24 protein-coding genes and 1 tRNA gene are annotated in these 22,137 nt (G+C 64.6%); 14 read left to right on the top strand and 11 right to left on the bottom strand.

Annotation, left to right across the window (positions count from 1 at the left end; translation table 11 throughout):
- The first annotated feature begins 15 nt into the window (after positions 1–15).
- The 4 genes from pheT (at position 16) to HWX53_RS07155 (ending at position 4,097) form a co-directional block, all read left to right on the top strand.
- The gene (pheT, locus tag HWX53_RS07140) at positions 16–2,448 is read left to right on the top strand and encodes a phenylalanine--tRNA ligase subunit beta (RefSeq protein WP_175940079.1); all 2,433 of its coding nucleotides are present in this window, start codon (positions 16–18) and stop codon (positions 2,446–2,448) included.
- 47 nt (positions 2,449–2,495) lie between these two features.
- Positions 2,496–2,903, top strand: a complete 408-nt coding sequence (locus tag HWX53_RS07145; RefSeq protein ID WP_159835930.1) for an integration host factor subunit alpha — start codon at positions 2,496–2,498, stop codon at positions 2,901–2,903.
- A gap of 83 nt (positions 2,904–2,986) precedes the next feature.
- Positions 2,987–3,370, top strand: a complete 384-nt coding sequence (locus HWX53_RS07150) for a MerR family transcriptional regulator (protein WP_175940080.1) — start codon at positions 2,987–2,989, stop codon at positions 3,368–3,370.
- 127 nt (positions 3,371–3,497) lie between these two features.
- Positions 3,498–4,097: a short chain dehydrogenase gene (locus HWX53_RS07155; RefSeq protein ID WP_175940081.1), complete on the top strand. Its 600-nt coding sequence runs from the start codon at positions 3,498–3,500 to the stop codon at positions 4,095–4,097.
- A 6-nt stretch (positions 4,098–4,103) separates the two neighbouring features.
- Here HWX53_RS07155 and HWX53_RS07160 read toward each other — a convergent pair whose 3' ends face one another.
- From HWX53_RS07160 to HWX53_RS07185, 6 genes are all read right to left on the bottom strand, one after another.
- The gene (locus HWX53_RS07160) at positions 4,104–4,361 is read right to left on the bottom strand and encodes a hypothetical protein (RefSeq protein ID WP_175940082.1); all 258 of its coding nucleotides are present in this window, start codon (positions 4,359–4,361) and stop codon (positions 4,104–4,106) included.
- A 256-nt stretch (positions 4,362–4,617) separates the two neighbouring features.
- A tRNA-Pro gene (locus tag HWX53_RS07165) sits at positions 4,618–4,694 on the bottom strand.
- A 95-nt stretch (positions 4,695–4,789) separates the two neighbouring features.
- Complete coding sequence (locus HWX53_RS07170; RefSeq protein WP_175940083.1) at positions 4,790–5,179, bottom strand: hypothetical protein; 390 nt, start codon at positions 5,177–5,179, stop codon at positions 4,790–4,792.
- Between the two features lie 103 nt (positions 5,180–5,282).
- Positions 5,283–6,173, bottom strand: a complete 891-nt coding sequence (locus HWX53_RS07175; RefSeq protein WP_175940084.1) for a LysR family transcriptional regulator — start codon at positions 6,171–6,173, stop codon at positions 5,283–5,285.
- 43 nt (positions 6,174–6,216) lie between these two features.
- Positions 6,217–7,140, bottom strand: coding sequence for a LysR family transcriptional regulator (locus tag HWX53_RS07180; RefSeq protein WP_175940085.1), 924 nt, complete (start codon positions 7,138–7,140; stop codon positions 6,217–6,219).
- 21 nt (positions 7,141–7,161) lie between these two features.
- On the bottom strand, positions 7,162–7,980 hold the full coding sequence (locus HWX53_RS07185; protein WP_175940086.1) for an IclR family transcriptional regulator: 819 nt from the start codon (positions 7,978–7,980) through the stop codon (positions 7,162–7,164).
- Positions 7,981–8,199: 219 nt separating this feature from the next.
- On the opposite strand from HWX53_RS07185, the gene HWX53_RS07190 reads away from it, so the two are divergent.
- Genes HWX53_RS07190 through pcaC form a run of 6 tightly spaced genes read left to right on the top strand, consistent with a single transcriptional unit; the run spans position 8,200 to position 13,380 of the window.
- Positions 8,200–8,901, top strand: coding sequence for a 3-oxoacid CoA-transferase subunit A (locus tag HWX53_RS07190; protein ID WP_175940087.1), 702 nt, complete (start codon positions 8,200–8,202; stop codon positions 8,899–8,901).
- Between the two features lie 12 nt (positions 8,902–8,913).
- Positions 8,914–9,570, top strand: a complete 657-nt coding sequence (locus HWX53_RS07195; RefSeq protein ID WP_175940088.1) for a 3-oxoacid CoA-transferase subunit B — start codon at positions 8,914–8,916, stop codon at positions 9,568–9,570.
- 37 nt (positions 9,571–9,607) lie between these two features.
- Positions 9,608–10,810 (top strand): 3-oxoadipyl-CoA thiolase, encoded by a 1,203-nt coding sequence (gene pcaF / locus HWX53_RS07200; RefSeq protein ID WP_175940089.1) that lies wholly within the window; start codon positions 9,608–9,610, stop codon positions 10,808–10,810.
- 5 nt (positions 10,811–10,815) lie between these two features.
- Complete coding sequence (locus HWX53_RS07205) at positions 10,816–12,192, top strand: 3-carboxy-cis,cis-muconate cycloisomerase (RefSeq protein ID WP_175940090.1); 1,377 nt, start codon at positions 10,816–10,818, stop codon at positions 12,190–12,192.
- Between the two features lie 4 nt (positions 12,193–12,196).
- Positions 12,197–12,991 carry a 3-oxoadipate enol-lactonase gene (gene pcaD / locus HWX53_RS07210; RefSeq protein WP_175940091.1) on the top strand — a complete coding sequence of 265 codons (795 nt, stop codon included), beginning with the start codon at positions 12,197–12,199 and terminating at the stop codon, positions 12,989–12,991.
- On the top strand, positions 12,988–13,380 hold the full coding sequence (pcaC, locus tag HWX53_RS07215) for a 4-carboxymuconolactone decarboxylase (protein WP_175940092.1): 393 nt from the start codon (positions 12,988–12,990) through the stop codon (positions 13,378–13,380). Before pcaD ends, pcaC begins: the two co-directional genes overlap by 4 nt.
- A 57-nt stretch (positions 13,381–13,437) precedes the next feature.
- Here pcaC and HWX53_RS07220 read toward each other — a convergent pair whose 3' ends face one another.
- Complete coding sequence (locus tag HWX53_RS07220; protein WP_175940093.1) at positions 13,438–14,742, bottom strand: DUF3443 domain-containing protein; 1,305 nt, start codon at positions 14,740–14,742, stop codon at positions 13,438–13,440.
- Between the two features lie 17 nt (positions 14,743–14,759).
- Positions 14,760–15,218, bottom strand: coding sequence for a DUF2844 domain-containing protein (locus tag HWX53_RS07225; protein WP_175940094.1), 459 nt, complete (start codon positions 15,216–15,218; stop codon positions 14,760–14,762).
- A 398-nt stretch (positions 15,219–15,616) separates the two neighbouring features.
- On the opposite strand from HWX53_RS07225, the gene bamC reads away from it, so the two are divergent.
- Together bamC and HWX53_RS07235 are read left to right on the top strand one after the other, a co-directional pair.
- Positions 15,617–16,819 (top strand): outer membrane protein assembly factor BamC, encoded by a 1,203-nt coding sequence (gene bamC, locus HWX53_RS07230; protein WP_175940095.1) that lies wholly within the window; start codon positions 15,617–15,619, stop codon positions 16,817–16,819.
- Positions 16,820–17,297: 478 nt separating this feature from the next.
- Positions 17,298–17,588 (top strand): putative quinol monooxygenase, encoded by a 291-nt coding sequence (locus HWX53_RS07235; protein ID WP_175940096.1) that lies wholly within the window; start codon positions 17,298–17,300, stop codon positions 17,586–17,588.
- Positions 17,589–17,594: 6 nt separating this feature from the next.
- Here the strand turns inward: HWX53_RS07235 and HWX53_RS07240 are convergent, their stop codons facing one another.
- The 3 genes from HWX53_RS07240 to HWX53_RS07250 form a co-directional block, all read right to left on the bottom strand.
- Positions 17,595–17,855, bottom strand: a complete 261-nt coding sequence (locus tag HWX53_RS07240; RefSeq protein WP_175940097.1) for a DNA-binding protein — start codon at positions 17,853–17,855, stop codon at positions 17,595–17,597.
- 164 nt (positions 17,856–18,019) lie between these two features.
- Positions 18,020–19,630, bottom strand: a complete 1,611-nt coding sequence (gene aceB / locus HWX53_RS07245; RefSeq protein ID WP_175940098.1) for a malate synthase A — start codon at positions 19,628–19,630, stop codon at positions 18,020–18,022.
- A 42-nt stretch (positions 19,631–19,672) separates the two neighbouring features.
- Positions 19,673–20,482, bottom strand: a complete 810-nt coding sequence (locus tag HWX53_RS07250) for a haloacid dehalogenase type II (protein WP_175940099.1) — start codon at positions 20,480–20,482, stop codon at positions 19,673–19,675.
- 139 nt (positions 20,483–20,621) lie between these two features.
- Here HWX53_RS07250 and HWX53_RS07255 point away from each other — a divergent pair, with 139 nt between their 5' ends.
- On the top strand, positions 20,622–21,536 hold the full coding sequence (locus tag HWX53_RS07255; protein WP_175940100.1) for a LysR family transcriptional regulator: 915 nt from the start codon (positions 20,622–20,624) through the stop codon (positions 21,534–21,536).
- Between the two features lie 102 nt (positions 21,537–21,638).
- Positions 21,639–22,073: a universal stress protein gene (locus tag HWX53_RS07260; RefSeq protein ID WP_175940101.1), complete on the top strand. Its 435-nt coding sequence runs from the start codon at positions 21,639–21,641 to the stop codon at positions 22,071–22,073.
- Positions 22,074–22,137 lie beyond the last annotated feature (64 nt).

The raw sequence follows: 22,137 nt of genomic DNA on the forward strand, positions 1-22,137 counted from the left end.
CGAACGTAGACACACATGCAATTCCCCGAATCATGGCTCCGTAGCTTCGTCGATCCCAAGCTCTCGACTGACGAACTCGCTCACGCGCTGACGATGGCCGGTCTCGAAGTCGAAGACCTGCGCCCGGTCGCGCCGCCGACCGCGAAGATCGTCGTCGGGCAAGTGCTGGAAGTGGCGAAGCATCCGAACGCCGACAAGCTCAACGTCTGCCAGGTCGATGCCGGCACGGGCGAGCAGTTGAACATCGTCTGCGGCGCGCCGAACGTGTCGCCGGGCATCAAGGTGCCGGTCGCGCTGATCGGCGCTGTTTTGCCGCCAGTTGAAGCGGGCGGCGAGCCGTTCGCCATCAAGCCGACGAAGCTGCGCGGCATCGACAGTCAGGGCATGCTGTGCTCGGCGCGCGAACTGAAGCTTTCCGAAGACCACAGCGGTTTGCTGATTCTTCCGGCGGACGCGAAGGTCGGCGAGGACATCCGCCAAGCGCTGAACCTCGACGACACCGTCTTCGAAATCAAGCTCACGCCGAACAAGGCGGATTGCCTCTCGGTGTTCGGCGTCGCGCGCGAAACGGCTGCGATCACCGGCGCGCCGCTGACGACGCTCGACATGCCGCCCGTCAAGACGACGCTCGACGAAACGCTGCCGGTCAAGGTGCTGGCGCCGGACTTGTGCGGCCGCTTCTCCGGCCGCGTGATTCGCGGCGTGAATGCACGCGCGAAGACGCCGCAATGGATGGTCGAGCGTCTCGAACGCGCGGGCCAGCGCAGCATCTCCGCGCTCGTCGATATCTCGAACTACGTGATGCTCGAACTCGGCCGTCCGACGCACGTGTTCGATCTCGACAAGATTCACGGCGGTATCGAAGTGCGCTGGGGCAAGAAGGGCGAATCGCTGAAGCTCTTGAACGGCAACACCGTCGAGCTGGATGAAACCGTCGGCGTGATCGCGGACGATCGTCAGGTGGAAAGTCTCGCGGGCATCATGGGCGGCGACAGCACGGCTGTCTCGCTCGATACCACGAACATCTATCTGGAAGCCGCGTTCTGGTGGCCCGACGCTATCCGCGGCCGCGCGCGCAAGTACAACTTCTCGACGGATGCGGCGCATCGCTTCGAACGCGGCGTCGATTATTCGACGACGGTCGAGCATATCGAACGCATCTCGCAACTGATCCTCGATATCTGCGGCGGCGAAGCCGGTCCGGTCGACGACCAGACTCTGAACGTGCCCGAGCGTCGTCCGGTGACGATGCGCGTCGAGCGCGCGCATCGCATCATCGGCGTCGAGATCGGCGCGGAAGAGATCGCGCAGATTTTCACACGCTTGAACCTCGCGTTCGAACGTGACGGCGATACCTTCAAGGTGACGCCGCCGCCGTATCGCTTCGATATCGAGATCGAGGAAGACCTGATCGAGGAAGTCGCGCGCATCTACGGCTTCGAGAAGATTCCGGCGCGCCCGCCCGTGGCCGCGAGCGAAATGCGCCGCACGAACGAGACGGTCCGCTCCATTCACGTGCTGCGCCACGCGGTTGCCGCGCGCGACTATTCGGAGACGGTCAACTTCAGCTTCGTGGACGCCGAGTGGGAGAAGGACTTCGCCGGCAACGACAATCCGGTCAGGCTCATCAACCCGATCGCGAGCCAGCTTTCGGTCATGCGCACGACGCTCTTCGGCAGTCTGATCGACGTGCTGCGCTACAACCTGAACCGCCGCGCGGACCGCATCCGCGTGTTCGAAGCAGGGCGCGTGTTTCTGCGCGATGCATCGGTGAAGGCGGGCGAACTCGCCGTGGAAGGCTTCGCGCAGCCAAAGCGCATCGGCGGTCTCGCGTATGGTCCCGCGCTCGAAGAGCAGTGGGGCGTGGCGTCGCGCCAAGTCGACTTCTTCGACGTGAAGGGCGATGTCGAGGCGCTGTTCGCGCCGGTCGTGCCGCGCTTCGTCAAGGCCGAGCATCCGGCGCTGCATCCGGGACGCAGCGCGCGCATCGACGTCGCGGGGCGCGCGGTCGGGTGGATCGGCGAATTGCATCCGCGCTGGATGCAGAAGTACGACCTGCCGCACGCGCCGATTCTCTTCGAAATCGATGCGGAGGCGCTCATGGAACGCGCGCTGCCGACGCCGTCCGAGGTATCGAAATTCCCGCCGGTGCGCCGTGATATCGCCGTCGTCGTGGACCAGAATGTGCCCGTGCAGGCGCTTCTCGACGAGCTCGAAAACGCCCGTTCCGAGCCCGCCTGCAAGTACGTCACGCGGGTTGTGCTTTTCGACGAATTCCGTCCAAAATCAAACACTTCCGGCGGTTTGGGAGCGCATGAGAAAAGTCTTGCCTTCCGTGTAACGTTGCAAGATACTGGCGGCACGCTTCAGGACGAAACGGTCGACACGGCCATCAACACGCTGGTGGATCGCCTGGCTCGAGTACACGGCGCGCGGTTGCGCGGATAGCCTGCAGTTGGCCCCTCCGTCTCAATCGCATTTGCCGTTTTACCGATATGAACCAAATGAACTCGAGTGATTTCGAAGCCCTTCTTTCGGCGCAGCGTAGCGCCATGACTCGCGACAACACCACTTCGGGCGCGTTGTCGAACGACACGCCGACGCTCACCAAAGCCGAACTGGCGGAAATGCTGTTCGACCACGTCGGTCTGAACAAGCGCGAAGCGAAGGACATGGTCGAAGCGTTCTTCGAGGTCATCCGCGACGCGCTCGAAAGCGGCGACAGCGTCAAGCTGTCGGGCTTCGGCAACTTCCAGTTGCGCGACAAGCCGCAGCGTCCGGGACGCAATCCGAAGACTGGCGAAGCCATTCCCATCGCGGCGCGGCGGGTCGTCACGTTTCATGCGAGCCAGAAGCTGAAGGCGCTGGTCGAAACGGGAGCGGAGACGAGTCTGACTCGCTGACGCGTATCTCGCGCCTGAGGGCGCATCCCGCTGTCCGACCGCCGCGCTTCATCGACATCACTCACCACGATGGTTGATCGACGATGGAAAAAGTCGTCTTGCCTCCGATCCCGGCCAAGCGTTATTTCACGATTGGCGAAGTCAGCGAGTTGTGCGGCGTCAAGCCGCACGTGCTGCGCTATTGGGAACAGGAGTTCACGCAGCTCAGGCCCGTCAAGCGGCGCGGCAATCGCCGGTACTATCAGCATCACGAAGTACTGCTGATCCGGCGGATTCGCGAACTGCTTTACGAGCAGGGCTTCACGATCAACGGCGCGCGTAATCGGCTCGACGCGCAAGGGCGCGCCAATGGCGACGATGCCATGTCTGCCGAGACGCCCGGCGCGGGAGAGGCGCAGCAGCCGGCGGTCGACGTGGACCAGCTTCGCAAGGAGATCATGCAGGTGATCGATCTGCTCGGCGGGTAAGCGCCGGTGCCATGAATACGAAAAAGCCGCGATCGCGTATCGCGGCTTTTTCGTTTGTATCGAGCGTGCATGGAGCGCCGGCTGTACGATACCCGCGTGTCTTTCTCGTTCTTTTCAGGGAGGCTTTATGCGTGTGTTGATCGTGGGCGCGACGGGATTGCTGGGCACGGAGATCGCGCGGATTCTTGCGCCCGAGCACGATGTCATAACGGCGAGCCGCAAAGGCTCGGATGTCGCCGTGGATTTGTCGGACAAGGCGAGCATCGCGGCCATGTACTCGAAGGTCGGCAACGTGAGCGCGGTGCTATGCGTCGGCGGAACGGCGAAGTTCGCGCCGCTCGACGCGCTTTCCGACGACGACTTCGCGTTCAGTCTCGCCAACAAGCTGATGGGACAGGTCAACCTCGTGCGCTGCGCGATCGGCCATGTGAACGAGGGCGGCTGCATCACGCTGACGAGCGGCACGCTCGCTCAACAGCCGATGATCGGCAGCGCGGCCGTGAGTATCGTCAACGCGGGCGTCGAAGGATTCGCGCGTGCGGCGGCGCTGGAGTTGCAGGCGAAAATGCGCGTCAACGCGGTGAGTCCGGGGTGGGTCGCGGAGACGCTTCAGTCGATGGGCAAGGATCCGTCGAGCGGCATCCCGGCCGCCGATGTGGCGCGGGCATACAAGCGCACGATCGACGAAGCGATGACCGGAGAAGTGCTGCTCGTCGCCAAGGGATGAACAGCGTCAGCCCGGTGCGGCTTTGACGCTTTTCTCCGATCCCGCGACCGACCAATAGACGATGCTGGGCCCGATACCGCGGGGTGGGTAAATGCGCCAGTCGTTCGCGCCGTGGTGAAAGAAATAGAGCGCGTAGAAGCCGCCGCGTATTGTGTCGGGCGCGCTGACACAGACATAGCGGCTTCCGCCGGGATAGATGCGGCCGAAGCGCGCGACGCGCGCAGCACTTCGCGCGTCGAACCTTCTGGCGATCTCACTGCGCAACGAGGATGCGATGGGATCGGGCTGGGCGCGCCTGTGATCGACAGGCGCGCAAGCGGACAGAGGCATTGCGGTGCCGCTCCTTATGTGTCAGTCGAACATTAGAGCTTAAGTGGCTGTTACGCAAGTGAATTCTCGCGCGCTGCAGCGGTTTCGAGACACGCGCTCGACGCGGAGCTTCGTCGCGGCAAAGAGAGGAAACCGTTGCCGCATTAGACAAAAGGCTCTCCGGCCAGAAGCCGGAGAGCCTTTTGAATTTTGGTCGGGGCGAGAGGATTTGAACCTCCGACCACCTGCACCCCATGCAGGTACGCTACCAGGCTGCGCTACGCCCCGAAAGAGCGAAAGTATATCAGAGCGAAACGGATAGTAGAACTGCTTCGGCGATTTTTACGGCAAACGTCGAAGAATCCACTCCTGCCGCTCATGCGTTACGACGCCGCTGCCGAGGTGGCTTCGGCTTCCACCATGTCCGGCATCTTCTCCTCCACGACGCGCGGCTGGGCGCTCCGTTGCCGCTGCCGGAACCGCAGCGCCAGCACCAGCGACACCGCGCACGGAACGAGATAGCCGAGCACGCGCGCGCTCCACGCCGTGCGCGATCCGACGGCCTCGTACCGCGTATGCGCATGAAAGCCCGCGGACGCGAACACCATCGTCAGCGTGAAGTCGAGCACCATGGCCAGCACGCAAAAGACGCAGTAGATGAGCGCGCCGTTCCAGACCGGTTTGCCGATCGCCGCGTTGGCCGTGCGGCACGCGAAGAGCACGGCGCCCAGCAGTAACAGATTGAAAAGCAACGGAACCCAGGGGAAGTCCATGTGCGGATGCCTCATGCGCTGAAGAGATCGGCAGTCCGCCAACCGGACGCCGGGCGCGATCTTCACACGCAGCCCCGTTTCGCTTGAATAAGAGTATTCCTAATCAGTTTGGCCGATCCGCCAGCGCGCCGGAGAGAAAGTCGATGAACGTGCGCACCTTCGTCGTCATGTACTTGCGGCTCGTGTACACCGCGTAGACGGCTGGCGCAAAGGCCGCGTAGCTCGGCAAGACGCGCACGAGCGCGCCCGATGCCAACTCCGCTTCGACGATCCACAGCGGAAAATATGCGAGGCCGATGCCGGCTTTCACCAGTTGTAGCGCCATCGAAGTGTCGTTTGTTTTCAACACGGCTTGATTTTTGACGGTGAAAGCGCCGTCCGGGCCGGACAGCGTGACGGACTCGATGTTCGTATATGTCGGCAAGACCATGCGATGCCGCGCGAGATCATCGGGATGGCGAGGCTCGCCGTGACGTTCGAGGTAAGCGCGCGAGCCAGCCAGCACGAACGGCATCGTGCACAGCGGCCGCACGATCAGCGAGGGCGAAGGCTCCGACGTCGCGCGCAATGCCATGTCGTAGCCTTCTTCGACGAGATCGACGAAGCGGTTCTCCAGCCGCAAGTCGACCAGCACGCCGGGATAACGCGCCTGATACGCGACGAGCAGATCCGCGAACCGCCGATTTGCGAACCAGCCCGGCGCCGTCACCTTCAGCACGCCCTTCGGCTCGGCGGTCTGCGCGCCGACCGCCGCCTCGGCCGCCTGCAATATATCGAGCGCCTCGCGGGACTGCTCGTAATAGACGCTGCCGGCTTCGGTCAGGCTCAGGCGCCGTGTCGTGCGGTTCAGGAGCCGCACGCCGAGTTGACGTTCGAGATTCGCGACATGCTTGCTCGTCATCGCCGTCGACATGTCGAGGCGCTCGGCTGCCTTCACGAAGCTGCCGGCTTCGACCACTTCGCGAAACACGCGCAGGCTGGTGAGCGCATCCATCGTTCAGAGTCCGCGGGAAAGGGAAAGCGCGATCTTAGCCGGATCACTTCGGCCATTCATCGAGCGCGTCGTTGAAGAGCGAGGCGACGACGCCGCGCAGCCAGGTCGTGCGCGGATCGTTGTGATACTTGCGATGCCAGTGCTGCTTCAAGTCGAAGCGCGGCAACGGGAGCGGCGGCTCGGCAAGCGTGATCGACGCGTGCTCGGCGACATACGCGAAGCCGATCGCATGCGGCACCGTCGCGATCAGATCCGTGCGCGAGAGAATGAACGGCAGGCTCATAAAGTGCGGAGTCTCCAGCACGGCGCGGCGCCGCACGCGCTCTTTGTCCAGATAATTCTCAAGGATTTCCTGGCTGCGACCTTCGGCGCGCACGACCGCGTGACCGCATTCGACGAAGCGTTCGAGCGTGAGCGGCGCATTCGCAAATGGATGATCGCGCCGCATCAGGCAGATGAAGCGATGTGAGAAAAGCCGCTGCTGGAAGAAGTTGTTGCCGTGCAGGTCGGGGAAATAACCGACGGCCAGATCGATGTCGCCGGACGCGAGCCCGCGCTCGACTTCGCCGTGCGATGCGGACACCGAGCGCAGATTCGCGTGCGGCGCTTCCTTCGCGAACGCCTGCAACAGACGCGGCAGAAACACGATCTCGCCGACATCCGAGAGCGCGATCGCGAACGTGTCGGTGCTCGAAGACGGATCGAAATGCTGCGTGTCGAGCAGGCCGCGCTCGATGCGGCTCAGCGCCTCGCGCGCCGCGGGCACGAGCGCGAGCGCGCGCGGCGTCGGTTCCATGCCGCGCGACGTGCGCACGAAGAGCGGATCGTTGAAATACTCGCGCAGCCGCCCGAGCGCCGTCGAGACACGCGGCTGACTCACGCCGAGCCGTTCGGCTGCGCGGCTCACGTTGCGCGTCTCCTCGATGGCGACGAGAAACGGAATCAGGTTCAGGTCGAGGTCGTTCATGATGTGGACCGCGGGCCGCCGTCAGCCGCGTCGCGCGACCAGTTCAGACACGCGTTGCGCCGCGCTTTGCAGCGGGTCGAGAAATGCCTTGACCATCTGCTTCGCGTTCTTTCGCTGCGCGTTGCCGCTGATATTGAGCGCCGCAATCACGCGGCCTTGCCGGTCGCGGATCGGCGCGGACATCGAAATCAGCCCTTCCTCCAGTTCCTGATCGACAATCGCCCAGCCCTGACGGCGCACGAGCGCGATCGCGTCTTTCAACGCATTGCGGTCGGTGATCGTATGCGGCGTTCTCGCGACGATGTCGCTGGCGTCGAGCACCGCGTCGAGCCGCGCGTCGTCGAGCGCCGAAAGCAGCACGCGGCCCATCGACGTACAGAACGCGGGCAGACGGCTGCCGATGGACAGATTCTGCGTGATGATCTTGTGCGTCGGCACGCGCAGCACATAGACGATCTCGGCGCCGTTCAGCACGGCCGCCGAACAGCTCTCGTGAACCTGCTCGACGAGATCCTCCATGACGGGCTCGGCCAGATTCCAGAACGGCATCGACGTGAGATAGGCGAAGCCGAGATCGAGAATCTTCGGCGTCAGTTGAAAGAGCCGGCCGTCGGCTTCCACATAGCCGAGCGACTGCAACGTGAGCAGAATGCGCCGCGCGCCGGCGCGCGTGAGGCCCGTGGCGGCGGCGACATCGGTGAGCGTCTGCGCGGGGCGGCTCGCATCGAACGAACGAATCACGGCCAGGCCGCGCGCGAACGACTGCACGTAGGCGTCGCCGGGACGCGAGGGCGCGTCCTGCACGTCGGTATCGAAGGAGGGCGTTGGAAGCTTGTTCATGACATTCTCGACGGCTCTGGCTCCGTACAAACCCGCGAATTGCGCGGGTTTCGTTGACACTGCAACGAACGCGGGACTACCATTCGGTTGTTCGCTAAACGAATCGATGTTCGCATATCGAACAACCTCACGCAAGCGTCATCGACGCGCAGGTAAACCCGAAGTTCAACGCAGCGCGCAGTGTCTGCGCGCGCCGAACGGGACCGGAGAAGAACGGCAATGATCAACAAGATTTTCGAATCGCTCGCGTCCGCGGTGGCGGATGTTCACGACGGAGCGACCATCATGATCGGCGGATTCGGCACGGCGGGCATGCCGTCCGAACTGATCGACGCGCTCATCGAGCAGGGCGCGCGCGAGCTGACCATCGTGAACAATAACGCGGGCAACGGCGACACCGGGCTCGCCGCGCTCCTGAAGGCAAAGCGCGTGCGCAAGATCATCTGCTCGTTCCCCCGGCAGACGGATTCGCATGTATTCGACGCCCTCTACCGCGCCGGCGAGATCGAGCTGGAACTCGTGCCGCAGGGCAATCTCGCGGAGCGCATTCGCGCGGCGGGCGCGGGCATCGGCGGCTTCTTCACGCCGACCGGCTACGGCACGAAACTCGCGGAAGGCAAGGAAACACGCGAAATCGACGGCAAGCATTACGTGCTGGAATCGCCGCTGCATGCAGACTTCGCGCTCGTGAAGGCGTTCAAGGGCGACCGCTGGGGCAATCTGGTCTATCGTAAGACGGCGCGCAACTTCGGGCCGATCATGGCGAGCGCCGCAAAGACGGCCATCGTGCAGGTGTCGAAAGTCGTGCCGCTCGGCGAACTCGACCCGGAACACATCGTGACGCCCGGCATATTCGTGCAGCGCGTCGTGGAAGTGCCGCAAGCGGTGCATGCCGCCGAACTCGCCGCCGAAGCCGCATAAAGGATCAATGCCATGAAGAAACTGACTCGTGACGAAATGGCCAAGCGCGTGGCCGCGGACATTCCCGAAGGCGCTTATGTGAATCTGGGCATCGGCGTGCCGACGCTCGTCGCCAACCATCTCGCGGCGGACCGCGAGATCTTCCTGCACAGCGAAAACGGACTGCTCGGCATGGGCCCGGCGCCCGCGAAAGGCGAAGAAGACGACGAACTCATCAACGCGGGCAAACAGCACGTCACGCTCTTGACGGGCGGCGCGTTCTTCCATCACGCGGATTCGTTCGCGATGATGCGCGGCGGACATCTCGACTTCTGCGTGCTGGGCGCGTTCCAAGTGTCGGCGAAAGGCGATCTCGCCAACTGGCACACCGGCGCGCCCGACGCGATTCCGGCTGTCGGCGGCGCGATGGACCTCGCCATCGGCGCAAAGCAGGTTTACGTGATGATGGAACTGCTCACGAAGCAGGGCGAAAGCAAGCTCGTGGCCGAGTGTTCGTATCCGGTGACGGGCGTGCAGTGCGTGGACCGCGTCTACACGGACCTCGCCGTGTTCGACGTCACGCCCGATGGCTTCGCGGTGCGCGAGATCGTCGACGGTCTGTCGTTCGAGGAATTGCAGAAGCTGGCGAACGTGCCGCTTCAGTACACGCCGGTATCCGAGGCAGCCTGAGAGACATAGGCAGAGACAAACAGAACTGGAGCAAGCGATGAAAGATGCATTCGTATGTGACGCGATCCGCACGCCGTTCGGCCGCTACGCCGGCTCGTTGTCATCGGTGCGCGCGGACGATCTGGGCGCCGTGCCGCTGCGCGCGCTGATGGAGCGCAACAAGGAAGTGGACTGGGAAGCGGTCGAGGAAGTCATCTACGGCTGCGCGAATCAGGCGGGCGAAGACAACCGCAACGTCGCGCGCATGTCCGCGCTGCTCGCGGGCTTGCCGGTCGGCGTGCCGGGCTCCACGGTGAATCGGCTCTGCGGTTCGGGCATGGACGCCATCGGCATCGCGGCGCGCGCCATCAAGTCGGGCGAGGCGGGGCTGCTCGTCGCGGGCGGCGTCGAAAGCATGAGCCGCGCGCCGTTCGTGATGGGCAAGGCGACGAGCGCGTTCTCGCGTCAGGCCGATATCTACGATACGACCATCGGCTGGCGTTTCGTCAATCCGCTGATGAAGAAGCAGTACGGCGTCGACTCGATGCCCGAAACCGCCGAGAACGTCGCGGACGACTACAAGGTGAGCCGCGAAGATCAGGACGCGTTCGCGCTGCGCAGCCAGCAGAAGGCGGCGCGCGCGCAGAAGGACGGCTCGCTCGCGCAGGAAATCACGCCGGTCACGATCCCGCAGAAAAAGGGCGATGCCATCGTCGTCGATCGCGACGAGCATCCGCGCGAAACGAGCCTCGAAGCGCTGGCGAAGCTCAAGGGCGTCGTGCGCCCGGACGGCAGCGTGACGGCGGGCAACGCATCGGGCGTGAACGACGGCGCCTGCGCGCTTCTGATCGCCGACGAGGACAGCGCGAAGCGCCACGGCCTCACGCCGCGCGCGCGCATTCTCGGCATGGCGACCGCAGGCGTGCCGCCGCGCGTGATGGGCATCGGGCCCGGCCCCGCGTCGCAGAAGCTGCTCGCGCGTCTTGGCATGACCATCGACCAGATGGACGTGATCGAGCTGAACGAAGCGTTCGCCTCGCAGGGCCTCGCGGTGCTGCGCATGCTCGGCGTCGGCGACGACGATCCGCGCGTCAATCCGAATGGCGGCGCGATCGCGCTCGGGCATCCGCTCGGCGCGAGCGGCGCGCGGCTCGTCACTGCGGCGACGTATCAGCTGGAACGCACCGGCGGCCGCTTCGCGCTGTGCACCATGTGCATCGGCGTGGGGCAGGGCATCGCGATGGTCATCGAACGCGTCTGACGAGCATGTTCGACTCCACCGGACGCCTGACCGACCTCATCTGCGGCAGCGAAGCGGCCAACGCGGTCTGGTCGCCGCGCGCCACCGTGCAGGCCATGCTCGATGTCGAAGCGGCGCTCGCGCGCGCGTCGGCGAAAGCGGGCGTGATTCCCGCGAGCGCCGTCGATGCGATCGTCGCCGCGTGCGACGCCGACAACATCGACGCCGCGGCGCTCATGTCGGGCGCGGCGGCGGGCGGCAATCTCGCGATTCCGCTCGTCAAGCAACTGACCGCCGTCGTCAAGGCGCGCGACGCCGAAGCCGCGAAGTACGTGCATTGGGGCGCGACGAGCCAGGACATCATCGACACGGGCGTCGTGCTGCAATTGCGCGCGGCGCTCGATCTCATCGACGCTGATCTGCAAGCGCTCGCAAACGCGCTTGCGAATCAGGCGGACAAGCATCGCGCGACGCCGATGATCGGCCGCACGTGGCTGCAACAAGCGCTGCCGATCACGCTCGGCCTGAAGTTCGCGCAATGGCTGGACGCGGTGACGCGTCATCGCGCGCGTCTCGCCGATGTGCGCGAACGCGCGCTCGTGCTCCAGTTCGGCGGCGCGGCGGGCACGCTGGCGAGCCTGCGCGACAAGGCGCTGCCGACGGCGCACGCGCTCGCCGATGACCTGCGCCTCGCGCTGCCCGCGCTGCCGTGGCACACGCAGCGCGATCGGATCGCGGAAGCGGCGTCGTTCTTCGGCATGCTGACGGGCACGCTCGGCAAGATCGCGCGGGACATTTCGCTCATGATGCAGACGGAGCTCGGCGAAGTGGCCGAGCCGTCGGCGGCGGGCAAGGGCGGCTCGTCGACGATGCCGCACAAGCGCAACCCGGTCGGCTGCGCGGCCGTGCTCACGGCGGCCACGCGCGCGCCGAATCTCGTCGCGACGATCTTCGCGGGCATGGTGCAGGAACACGAGCGCGCGCTCGGCGGCTGGCAAGCCGAGTGGGAAGCGTTGCCGGACCTCGCGCGGCTGACGGCGGGCGCGCTCGCCAACGTGAAAGACATCGTGCCGGGCCTCGAAGTGAACGTCGGGCGGCTCGCGGCGAACCTGAACGCGACGAACGGCCTCGTGCTCGGCGAAGCCGTGATGCTCGCGCTCGGCGACGCCATCGGCCGGCTCGACGCGCACAAGCTCGTCGAAGGCGCGTCGAAGGCGGCGGTCGCGAGCGGTCAGTCGCTCTTCGACGTGCTCGCCGCGAACGAAACGGTCAGCGCGCATCTGTCGCAAGCGCGTCTCAAGGAACTGCTCGATCCGGCGAACTACGTCGGTCAGGCTCAGGCGTTCGTCGATGCCGCGCTCGCGCAGCATCGCCAGTATCAAGATCAAGATACGGAGCAATAACAGCATGCCTTTCGCCGCTATCAATCAAACCCGGATTCACTACCGGATCGACGCCACCGCCGGCAACGACGCGCCGTGGCTCGTACTCTCGAATTCGCTCGGCGCGGACGTGTCGATGTGGACCCCGCAGGTCGAGGCGTTCGCGAAACACTACCGCGTGCTGCGCTACGACACGCGCGGTCACGGCCATTCGGATGTGCCGCCCGGCCCGTACACCGTCGATCAGCTGATCGGCGACGTCGTCGCGCTGATGGATCATCTCGGCATCGAGCGCGCGAACTATTGCGGCCTCTCGATGGGCGGCCTGACCGGCATCGGCCTCGCCGCGCGTCATCCCGAGCGGTTCTCGCGCGTCGTGCTGTCCAACACGGCCGCGAAGATCGGTTCGGACGCCGTCTGGACGCCGCGCGCCGCGAAAGCGCGCGAGACGGGCGGCATGGCCGCGCTCACCGACAGCGTCATCGCGCGCTGGTTCACGGAACCGTTCATCGAGCGGGAGCGGCTCGTGCTCGCGAATATCCGCGATGTGTTCCGCCATACCTCGGGCGACGGCTACGCGTCCAACTGCGAGGCGATCCGCGACGCCGACCTTCGGGAAGAAGCGAAGGCCATCGCGCTGCCGGTGCTCGTGATTGCGGGCACGCACGACATGTCGACGACGGCCGAGCAGGGCCGCGAACTCGCGGGCGTCATCGGCGGATCGCGCTACGTCGAACTGGATGCCGCGCATCTGTCGAACATCGAGAAGCACGACGCCTATACGCACGCCGTGCTCGACTTCCTCGGAGAACAGCAATGACCGACGACGAACGCTACGAAGCCGGCATGAAGGTGCGCCGCGCGGTGTTGTCCGACGCGCACGTGGACCGGTCGCTTGCCAACCGCACGGACCTCACGACCGAGTTTCAGAACTTCATCACGCGTTACGCGTGGGGCGAGATCTGGACGCGCGAAGGCTTGCCGCGGCACACGCGCAGTCTCATCACCATCGCGATGATGGTGGCGCTCAACCGCAGCGAAGAACTCGCGCTGCACCTGCGCGCCGCGAAAAACAATGGCGTGACGCAGGACGAGATCAAGGAAGTGCTGATGCAGACCGCGGTCTATTGCGGCGTGCCCGCGGCGAATTCGGCGTTCCACCTCGCGCAGAAAATCTTCGAGGAGGAAGCGCGGTCGGGCGGGCAGTAAACGGGTCACTTTCGGAAAAAAGCCGTCTCCGCGATGCCGGAGACGGCTTTTGCGCTTTTAGAACGCGTAGTACGGCCCGTTGCCCGCTGGCGTCGCGCGGCCTTCGAGCGCGGTGAACACGCGCCGGCCGTAGAAGAACGGCAGGCCCCAGTCGAAGAAGCCGCTCGCCGGCCCCGCCAGATTGCTGAACGCGTTGTTGCCGCTCGACAGGAGCGTCGTCGCTTTGGCGACGGAAAACGACACGCCGGCCGACGCGCCGGTCGCGGAACTGAGCGTGGCGTTGAGCGTTTGCGTCGTCGCTGGGCAGTACCAGACGCCGCACGACGTGAGCGTGGTCGACGGAAAGAAGAGGCCGTTCGATCCGCTGTCGATGAAGCTGGAGCCGTAGTCGCTGCCGCCGAAGTTCGTCGAGACGTAGCCTGTGATCGAGTTGGACTTGAGCACCGTCGCGGAGCCCAACAGATTATTCGCCTGCGATCCGATGCCGAAGGTCATCGTTCCCGCGACCGCGGACGCGCCTTCAGGCGGCACGGCCGGCAATTCGATCAGCACGCCGTTGTTGTCCGTGGCGAAGCGCGCGACCGGATTCGTCACTTGCTGCGCGACGGCAACCGTGGTCGCCGAACACGCGCTCGGCGTGCAGTCGTAGTACCAGCGCGGCATCGCGGATGCCGCGCAACCGCCGCCGCAATCGGCGGTGAACGGCCCGACGCCGAGAATGCCGTTGCCGCGCAGGTTCGACGCAGTGAGCATCGGCAGACCGGACTGGCTGCAATCCGTGGCGGCGGCGGGGACGGCCGAATCCGCGATCAACTGAACGGAGGTCGCGCTCGCCACCTGGCCGGCGAGGCGCACATCGGCCTGGCGGACCGCGCCCCACGTGTAGCCGGAGCCGAACACCGCGCATTCCGCGACCGCCGAATTGCCCGAGCTGCCCGCCTTGCCCGCCACCAGAGGCAACGCAATCGACGGATCGAGCGCGGAAGCGAGCACGCGCAAGCCTTGCGAGCCGGTATCGACCTGAATGTTGTCGATGGTCTGGCACGTGTTCGTGCCGGGCACGCAGAGCGTGACGCTCGTTTGCAGCATGTTGCGCGTGCCGGTGGGAATGCGCGTCACCCGAATCGGCTGCACGTTGGGCGTCGTCGATTGAACGACGACGTTGCTCTCGGCGCTCGGTGCGCTCGCGGCGGGCGGCGCGCTCGCGGCAACCGGCGTGCTGGCCGGCGCGGGCGTGCTTGCGGCCGTCGGCGCGGGCGTGGCTGGCGAGGCGGCCGTGCTCCCCGAGCCACCGCCGCCGCATGCATGAAGCAGCAGGCAGACGGCGATCACGGGCAGGCGGCAAAGCGTGCGGATGGTCATGGCTGGTCTCTCGCGCTTTATTGAATATCGGCTGCCGATACGCCCGGGGGCAACGCGCTCGCGAGCCATGCGCGTCCGGTGAATTCGCGCAATCGCGTTCGGTTCTCGACCCTCAGATCCGCGTCCGAGACGCGCGCCGTGTGCAGTCCGGCATCGCCCGCCGTTGCGCTCGCGCCGTCCCGAAAGCGCGAGAAGTAAGCGCCGAGCAGCGCTTCGACGTTCGGCATCGCCGGTCCGCGCCACGACACGGCGTACACGGTGCCGGCCGCATCGACGTATTCGCGCACGACGATCCCGTGCGGATCGCTCGTCTCGCGGTAGGTCACGAGCCCGCTCTGCGCCCGGTGGACGACCGCGCCGTCCGAAGCATCCGACGTGCGTTTCGTGGCGCCGAGCTGCGCATGACACAGCGTGCTGATGCCGAGCGAGAAACACAGGGCCGCAGCGAGGTACTGAGGATGTCTTAAGTTCCGCATCGTTCTCTCCGATCGTTTTAGGAGCAGTCCTATTTTTGGGATCGAATTTTAAGATGAATGCGGAGCAGGGCGATACCGGACGCGGTTTACTCGGAAACTGAAGAAATGAGACAGATAAATCTGAAAAAACAAGACCTTGCGCAGAGCCGGCGCTGCCCATTGACGATTTGCGCGGATGTCATAAATTGTCAAATGTGTGAGGAGCGGTCGAATGCCGATGGCGCCCGATGCGATCTCGGCGGGCCGGATGACGGACGGCGGTCCGCGATCTGACTGCGACCTTCGAGCTTGCTGCGCGAGTCGCTTACCCCTCTTTTTGCACGGCGTTGCGCCGGACCGGTAAAATGCCGGGTTGATCCACGGACGACCCCGTGGCGTAGCGGAAGGACTTTCCAGACATGACAGATTTTCGTGTAACCAAGCGGATGGCTGCGCTTTTCGCGGTGGCCGGAATCGTGGCGGGTTGCGGCACCTCATCGCCCACCGCGATCAACTACAAGAGCGACCAACGCTCGAAGCAATCGTCGCTCGCCGTTCCGCCGAACCTTCTCGACGAAGCGGTCGACCAGCGTTCGTTGCCGCCGCAAGGCGGCCAGGCGTCGCTCTCGGATCTCCAGCAGGTTCAGAAAGTCGCGCCGAGCGCGCCGACCGTGGTGCCGCCGGTTTCCGGCATGCATATCCAGCGCGACGGCGCGGAACGCTGGCTCGTCATCGACAACAAATCGCCCGATCAGGTCTGGCCGCAAATCCGCCGCTTCTGGCAGGAGCAGGGCTTCCTGCTCGTCGTGGATTCGCGCGACAAGGGCGTGATGGAAACCGACTGGAACGAAACCCATCCGCAGATCTCGGATGGCCTCATTCGCGACACGCTCGCGAAGGCGACCGGCAACTCCTACGTGACCGCCGAGCGCAACAAGTACCGCACGCGTCTGGAAGCGGGATCGAACGGCGGCACGTACGTGTTCATCAGCCAGAAGGGCATGCGCGAGGCGCTGACCGGCGTGAACAACGACACGAGCCAGTGGCAGGCGCGTCCGAACGATCCGGCGCTCGAAAGCGAATATCTGAAGCGGCTCATGTCGTCGCTCGCCGTCGCTGATTCGCGTCAGGCGGCGGGCGTCGCGGGCGCAGCGGACACCACAGCGTCCGCGAACGCGCAGCCCGCGAAGGGCGGCGACAGCAAGGCGGCCGCCACGGCCGCGCAGAACGTCGCGAACGCCGGCAATAGCCCGATTCGCAACGAGACCGTGCCGCACGCCGACTCGGCGCAACTGACCTTGCCCGAAGCGTACGACCGCGCGTGGCTGCGCGTGGGCATCGCGCTCGACCGGGCGAACTTCACGGTGGACGATCGGGATCGGGCGCGCGGCGTCTACTTCGTGCGTTATGCGGACCCGAACGACAAGTCGGCGCGCGAGCAAGGCTTCTGGAGTCAGGTTTTCCACGGCCGCAAGGAAATCGCCGTGAAGCAGTATCAGGTCAACGTGCGCGCCATTACCGAAGGCGAAACGCGCGTCGCGATCGTCGATGACAACGGCCAGGTGGATTCGTCTCCGCAAGCGCGGCAGATCATGGCATTGCTCGCCGATCAGATCAGCTGACGCAGCGTCTGAACCGCACTAATCGCTCAGTGCTATGAGAACCGCCTCTTCACGAGGCGGTTTTTTTTGCCCGCGTGGACGCGAATAACGTGCTTCTCGCGCCGAATGCAAAGTGCGCCGCCAGACGAATTGCATGCGAAGAGCATGCTTATATTGCGCAGAGGATTCTTTTCACCGTTCAATGTGCGCAATAGCTTATAAAAAATTCTCGGGGGACAGTACATTGCGTCCATGGCGTGATTGACGCGCCGCCGCTCGATTCAGAGCAGCAAGTTACTCGCAGACATTACCCGATAACGGCTCGCGGCAGCGAGTCCCGATGGCCCCGTCGCCTATCCTCGTAGGGCGACGGCTTTTGCCCGCGTTCCACCCGGAACGCGGGTTTTTTCTTTGCGCGTTTAAATCGCTTTCGGCGAGATTTGTGCCGCGCGTTTATGCTTCGCTTTTAATCGTTTATTGAAGATAGGAGAAAAAGCGTATGTCAGAAGTCGCCGTCGTCGCCATTTTCGTGGCCAAGCCGGGCAGGGAAGAAGAGTTGCGGCAAGTGCTGGAAGCCAACGTCGCGCCGACGCGCCAGGAACGCGGCGCGCTTCAGTACGATCTGCACCGCGACATCAAGGAGCCGCGCCGCTTTATCTTCGTCGAACGGTGGGAAAGTGAGGCCGCGCTCGCGGACCACGGCCAGACCGCGCACATCCAGGCGTTCAGGGCGAAGGCGCCCGAACTGTGCGAACAGGGCGATGTGCACGTCGCGAGCAAGCTGCTTTAAGCGGCATCAGTGCGTTTCGTGCGGGATGTCGAGAATCAGGATGATGGTCCAGTCCGCTTCGCCGTCATGGTGATACTGACGCTCCGCCACGATAAACGGCTGCTGCTTGCCTGCCGGCCCGAGAAACAGCACGTCGCCTTCCATCGGCAGGCATTCGACCGGCGGCAGCGCCAGAAACGCGTCCTTGTTGGCGTTGCGCGGCATCAGTTTCTCGATCTTGCGCGATGCCGCTTCCGTCCATTCGATGTCGAGTTGAATATTGCTCATGCTGTCGTTCGCACGCGAGTGCGCTCCACGGTTGAATCGTTGAAAAAGACGATGCGCAATGTAGCACACGCCATGCGTTCCCCGTGACGCGCCTCGCATATGCGAACGGCCCGCGGGCGCGAACCCGCGGGCCGTTTTTCATGCGGCAATCTACGACGCGGGTTTCAGATTTCTTCGTACAGCGGGAGCGTCAGAAATTCGGTGAACTGCTCCGAGGTCGACATGGTTTCGAAGATCTTCGCGGCGCGTTCATACGGCTTCGTATCGCTGCCCGCGCCGCCCACGCTTTGCTTCACCTTCTCCAGTTCGTCGATGATAATCTCGCGCACCATCGCGGCCGTGACCTTGCGGCCGTCTTCGAGCTTGCCCTTCGGCGAACGAATCCACTGCCAGACTTGCGAGCGCGAGATTTCTGCCGTGGCGGCGTCTTCCATCAGGTTGTGAATCGGCACGCAGCCATTGCCCGCGAGCCACGATCCGAGGTAATGGATGCCCACGTTCACGTTGTTGCGCAGGCCCGCTTCGGTGATCGGCGCTTCCGGGCGGAAGTCGAGCAGATCGTGCGCGGTCACTTGCACGTCGGGGCGCTGCTTCTCGATCTGATTCGGCTTGTCGCCGAGCACCTTGACGAACTCTTCCATCGCGACGGGCACGAGCCCCGGATGCGCGACCCAGCCGCCGTCGTAGCCGTCGGTGGCGTCGCGCGCCTTGTCGGAGCGCACGCCGCCCATTGCCTTGTCGTTCGCGGCGGGGTCGTTCTTGATCGGAATCAACGCGGACATGCCGCCGATGGCGGGCGCGTTGCGCTTGTGGCACGTCTTCAGCAATTCGAGCGCGTAGGCGCGCATGAACGGCACCGTCATCGTGATCTGCGAACGGTCCGCGAGGCAGAAGTCGGGATCGTTCTTGAACTTCTTGATCGCCGAGAAAATGTAGTCCCAGCGGCCGGCGTTGAGGCCGGAACTATGTTCGCGCAGCTCGTAGAGAATCTCGTCCATTTCGAACGCGGCGAGAATCGTCTCGACGAGCACGGTCGCGCGAATCGTGCCGCGCGGAATGCCGACGCCTTCCTGCGCCGCGATGAAGATATCGTTCCACAGACGCGCTTCGAGATGGCTTTCCATCTTCGGCAGATAGAAGTACGGGCCGCTGCCGCGAGCGATCAGTTCCTTCGCGTTGTGAAAGAGATAAAGCGCGAAGTCGAAGATGCCGCCCGACACGCGCTGGCCGTCGATGGTCACGTGCTTTTCGTCGAGATGCCAGCCGCGCGGACGCACGATCAGCGTCGCGATCTTGTCGTTGAGCGTGTACGACTTGCCGTTCTGCTCGAGCGAGATCGTCCGGCGCACGGCTTCTTTGAGATTGATCTGGCCGACGATCTGGTTCTCCCACACGGGCGCGTTCGAATCCTCGAAGTCGGTCATGTAGGAATCCGCGCCGGAGTTGAGCGCGTTGATGATCATCTTGCGCTCGACCGGGCCGGTGATTTCGACGCGCCGGCATTGCAGATCCTTCGGCAGCGGCGCGACGGTCCAGTCGCCTTCGCGGATGGCCTTCGTTTCGTCGAGAAAGCCGGGGCGCTCGCCCGCGTCGAGGCGCTGGGTGCGCTCCACGCGCGCGGCGAGCAGTTCCTGACGGCGCGGCTCGAACCGGCGATGCAACATCGCGACGAACGCGAGCGCCTCGGGCGTCAGGATGGCTTCGAAGCCGGGCTTGATCTCAGCCGAAATGGCCATGCCTTCCGGCAACGCGAGCGGGTTCGAAGGGTGCGTCATGTGTTTTCTCCTTGGTCGGTCAGACGGTTTTGCTTTTGGGTTCTACTGTTTTGGCGATGACGAGCGCTTTCGCGCGCCCGCGCGATCGGCGGCGAGGGGAATCGGCTGCTGCGCGCAACCCCCTTCGATAAACGCGACGAGGTCGTTCATGTCGTGCCCCATCCCGCGCGGCGCGACGCCGAGTTCCTCGACCGGCAAGCTCGCGCGATCCAGCCAGAACGTGGTGTAGCCGAACCACGTCGCGCCGGCGATATCCCATCCGTTGGACGAGACGAACACGATCTCGCGCGCCGCCGCGGCGAACGCCTGCAGGCCGAGTTCATAGGCAGCGGCGGCTGGCTTGAATGCGCGCACGGGCTCGACCGACAACACGTGATCGAAGAAGCCCGTCATGCCGGCGCTTTTGACGGCAACGTCGAGCATCGGCGGATTGCCGTTCGACAGAATCGCGAGCGGCAGACCGTGACGTTCGCGCAGCGTTTTCAGCGCGGGCAGCGTGTCGGGAAAGGCGGAGAGGCAGGCGTATTCGTCCATCAGGCGCTTCTCGGCGGCGGCCGTGAGCGCGTCTGTAAGGCCGAGGCGCGCGGCTGCGTATCGCAGCGCGTCGATGGTGATGTCCCAGAACGGCGCGTAATGGCTGCCGGAAGGATCGGCGAGGCTGCGTAGCTGCGTGTATTCGATCTGCTTCTGCCGCCAAAGCTGAGACAGCGCCTGGCCGTTGCCGGGAAAAAGCTGCTCGGCGGCGGCGACGACCGAGTGAACGTCGAAGAGCGTGCCGTAAGCGTCGAAGATGACAGCGCGGGGAAGAACAGGCGAGGGTGTGGACGATGCGTGTGTCGTTGTGGCCGACATAGCCGTGCGCTCCATGAAGAGGTCGGGGTGGATTCTATTGGTGATCGAACAGGTGGAAAAAGGCCGGCGAGATCACTTGATCTTTTACTTTTCCATACTTAATCTGTGCGCCAATTCCCCGGTTTGAAGAGCAAAGCGCATGGATCGGTTAAAGCAAATAGAGACGTTCGCCTCCGTCGCGGCGAAAGGCAGTCTTTCGGCGGCGGCGCAGGCGGAAGGCATCGCGCCGGCGGTCATCGGCAGAAGGCTGGACGCGCTGGAGGAACGTCTCGGCGTGAAGCTGCTTGTGCGCACGACGCGCAAGATCACGCTCACGTTCGAAGGCTCCGCGTTTCTCGAAGACTGTCAGCGCATCATCAACGACATGCAGAACGCGGAGGCGAGCGTGTCGGCGGGCGGCGTGAAGGCGAGCGGGCACGTGCGCGTGTCGGCGCCCGCGGGCTTCGGCAGGCGGCACGTCGCGCCGCTCGTCGCAACCTTCACGACGCTGCACCCGGACGTCTCCGTGAGCCTCGACCTGACGGATCGCATGGTCGATCTCGTCAACGAAGGTTTCGATTGCGCGGTGCGGCTCGGCGAGTTGCCGGATTCGTCGCTCGTGTCGCTCAAGCTCGCCGAAAACCGGCGCGTCTGCGTGGCGTCGCCCGAGTACCTGCAAAAGCGCGGCAAACCCGCCACGCTGAGCGCGCTCGCCGATCACAACTGCCTCGCGCTCGGCGCGTCCGCCAATCAGCAGCGCGGCTGGGTGTTTCAGCAGGACGGCAAGGTCGTGACGATCAAGGTGTCCGGCACGATGGAATGCTCGGACGGCGCCGTGCTGCACGAATGGTGTCTCGAAGGGCGCGGCCTCGCGTGGCGATCGTGGTGGGAAGTGGGCGCGGATATCGGCGCAGGAAGGCTCGTCAGCGTGCTCGACGATTTCGCCGCGCCGCCCATCGGCATTCACGCCGTGTTCCCGCAGCGCCGGCACCTGCCGTTGCGCGTGCGGCTCTTTCTCGATCTGCTCAAGCATACCTATGCCGCTCCGGGATACTGGGAGGCTCTCGTTTCGTAACGAGACTCGCTACGGATTCCTACTTATCGTTATCTCGACTGCATCGCCGCGCGGCCGCCTGACTACAATGAAAGCGTGCCCCGCCGTTCGAAGGAGGACGCCATGTTCAAGCACATCCTGGTACCGACCGACGGCTCCGAGCTGTCGCAGAAAGCCATAGACGGCGCCATCGACCTCGCGCAGTCCGTCGGCGCGCGCATCACCGCTTATGCGTGTTTGCCGCAGTATCCGTACTCGCCGTTCGCGGATGTCGCCGTCGAGCCGCCCGACGACTTCCACGCCCGCGCCGAACGCGAGGCGCGCGAGCATCTGCGGGCCGTCGAGCGCGCGGCCGAACAGGCGGGCGTGCCGTGCGACAGCGTGACGAGCATCGAGGCGGCGCCGTACATCGGCATCATCGACGCGGCGGAGCAGAACGGCTGCGACGTCATTCTGATGGCGTCGCACGGTCGTCGCGGGCTCGGAAGCCTGCTTATCGGCAGCGAAACGCAGCGCGTGCTGACGCACACGCGCATTCCGGTCATCGTGTACCGCTGATGTCGCGGCGGCCGACGCGCCTGCCACGCGCGCCCCGGCCGCCGCTTTCTTTACCGCTCTCCCT

Source organism: Caballeronia sp. BCC1704 (assembly GCF_902833455.1).
In the GTDB taxonomy this organism is placed as follows: Bacteria; Pseudomonadota; Gammaproteobacteria; order Burkholderiales; family Burkholderiaceae; genus Caballeronia.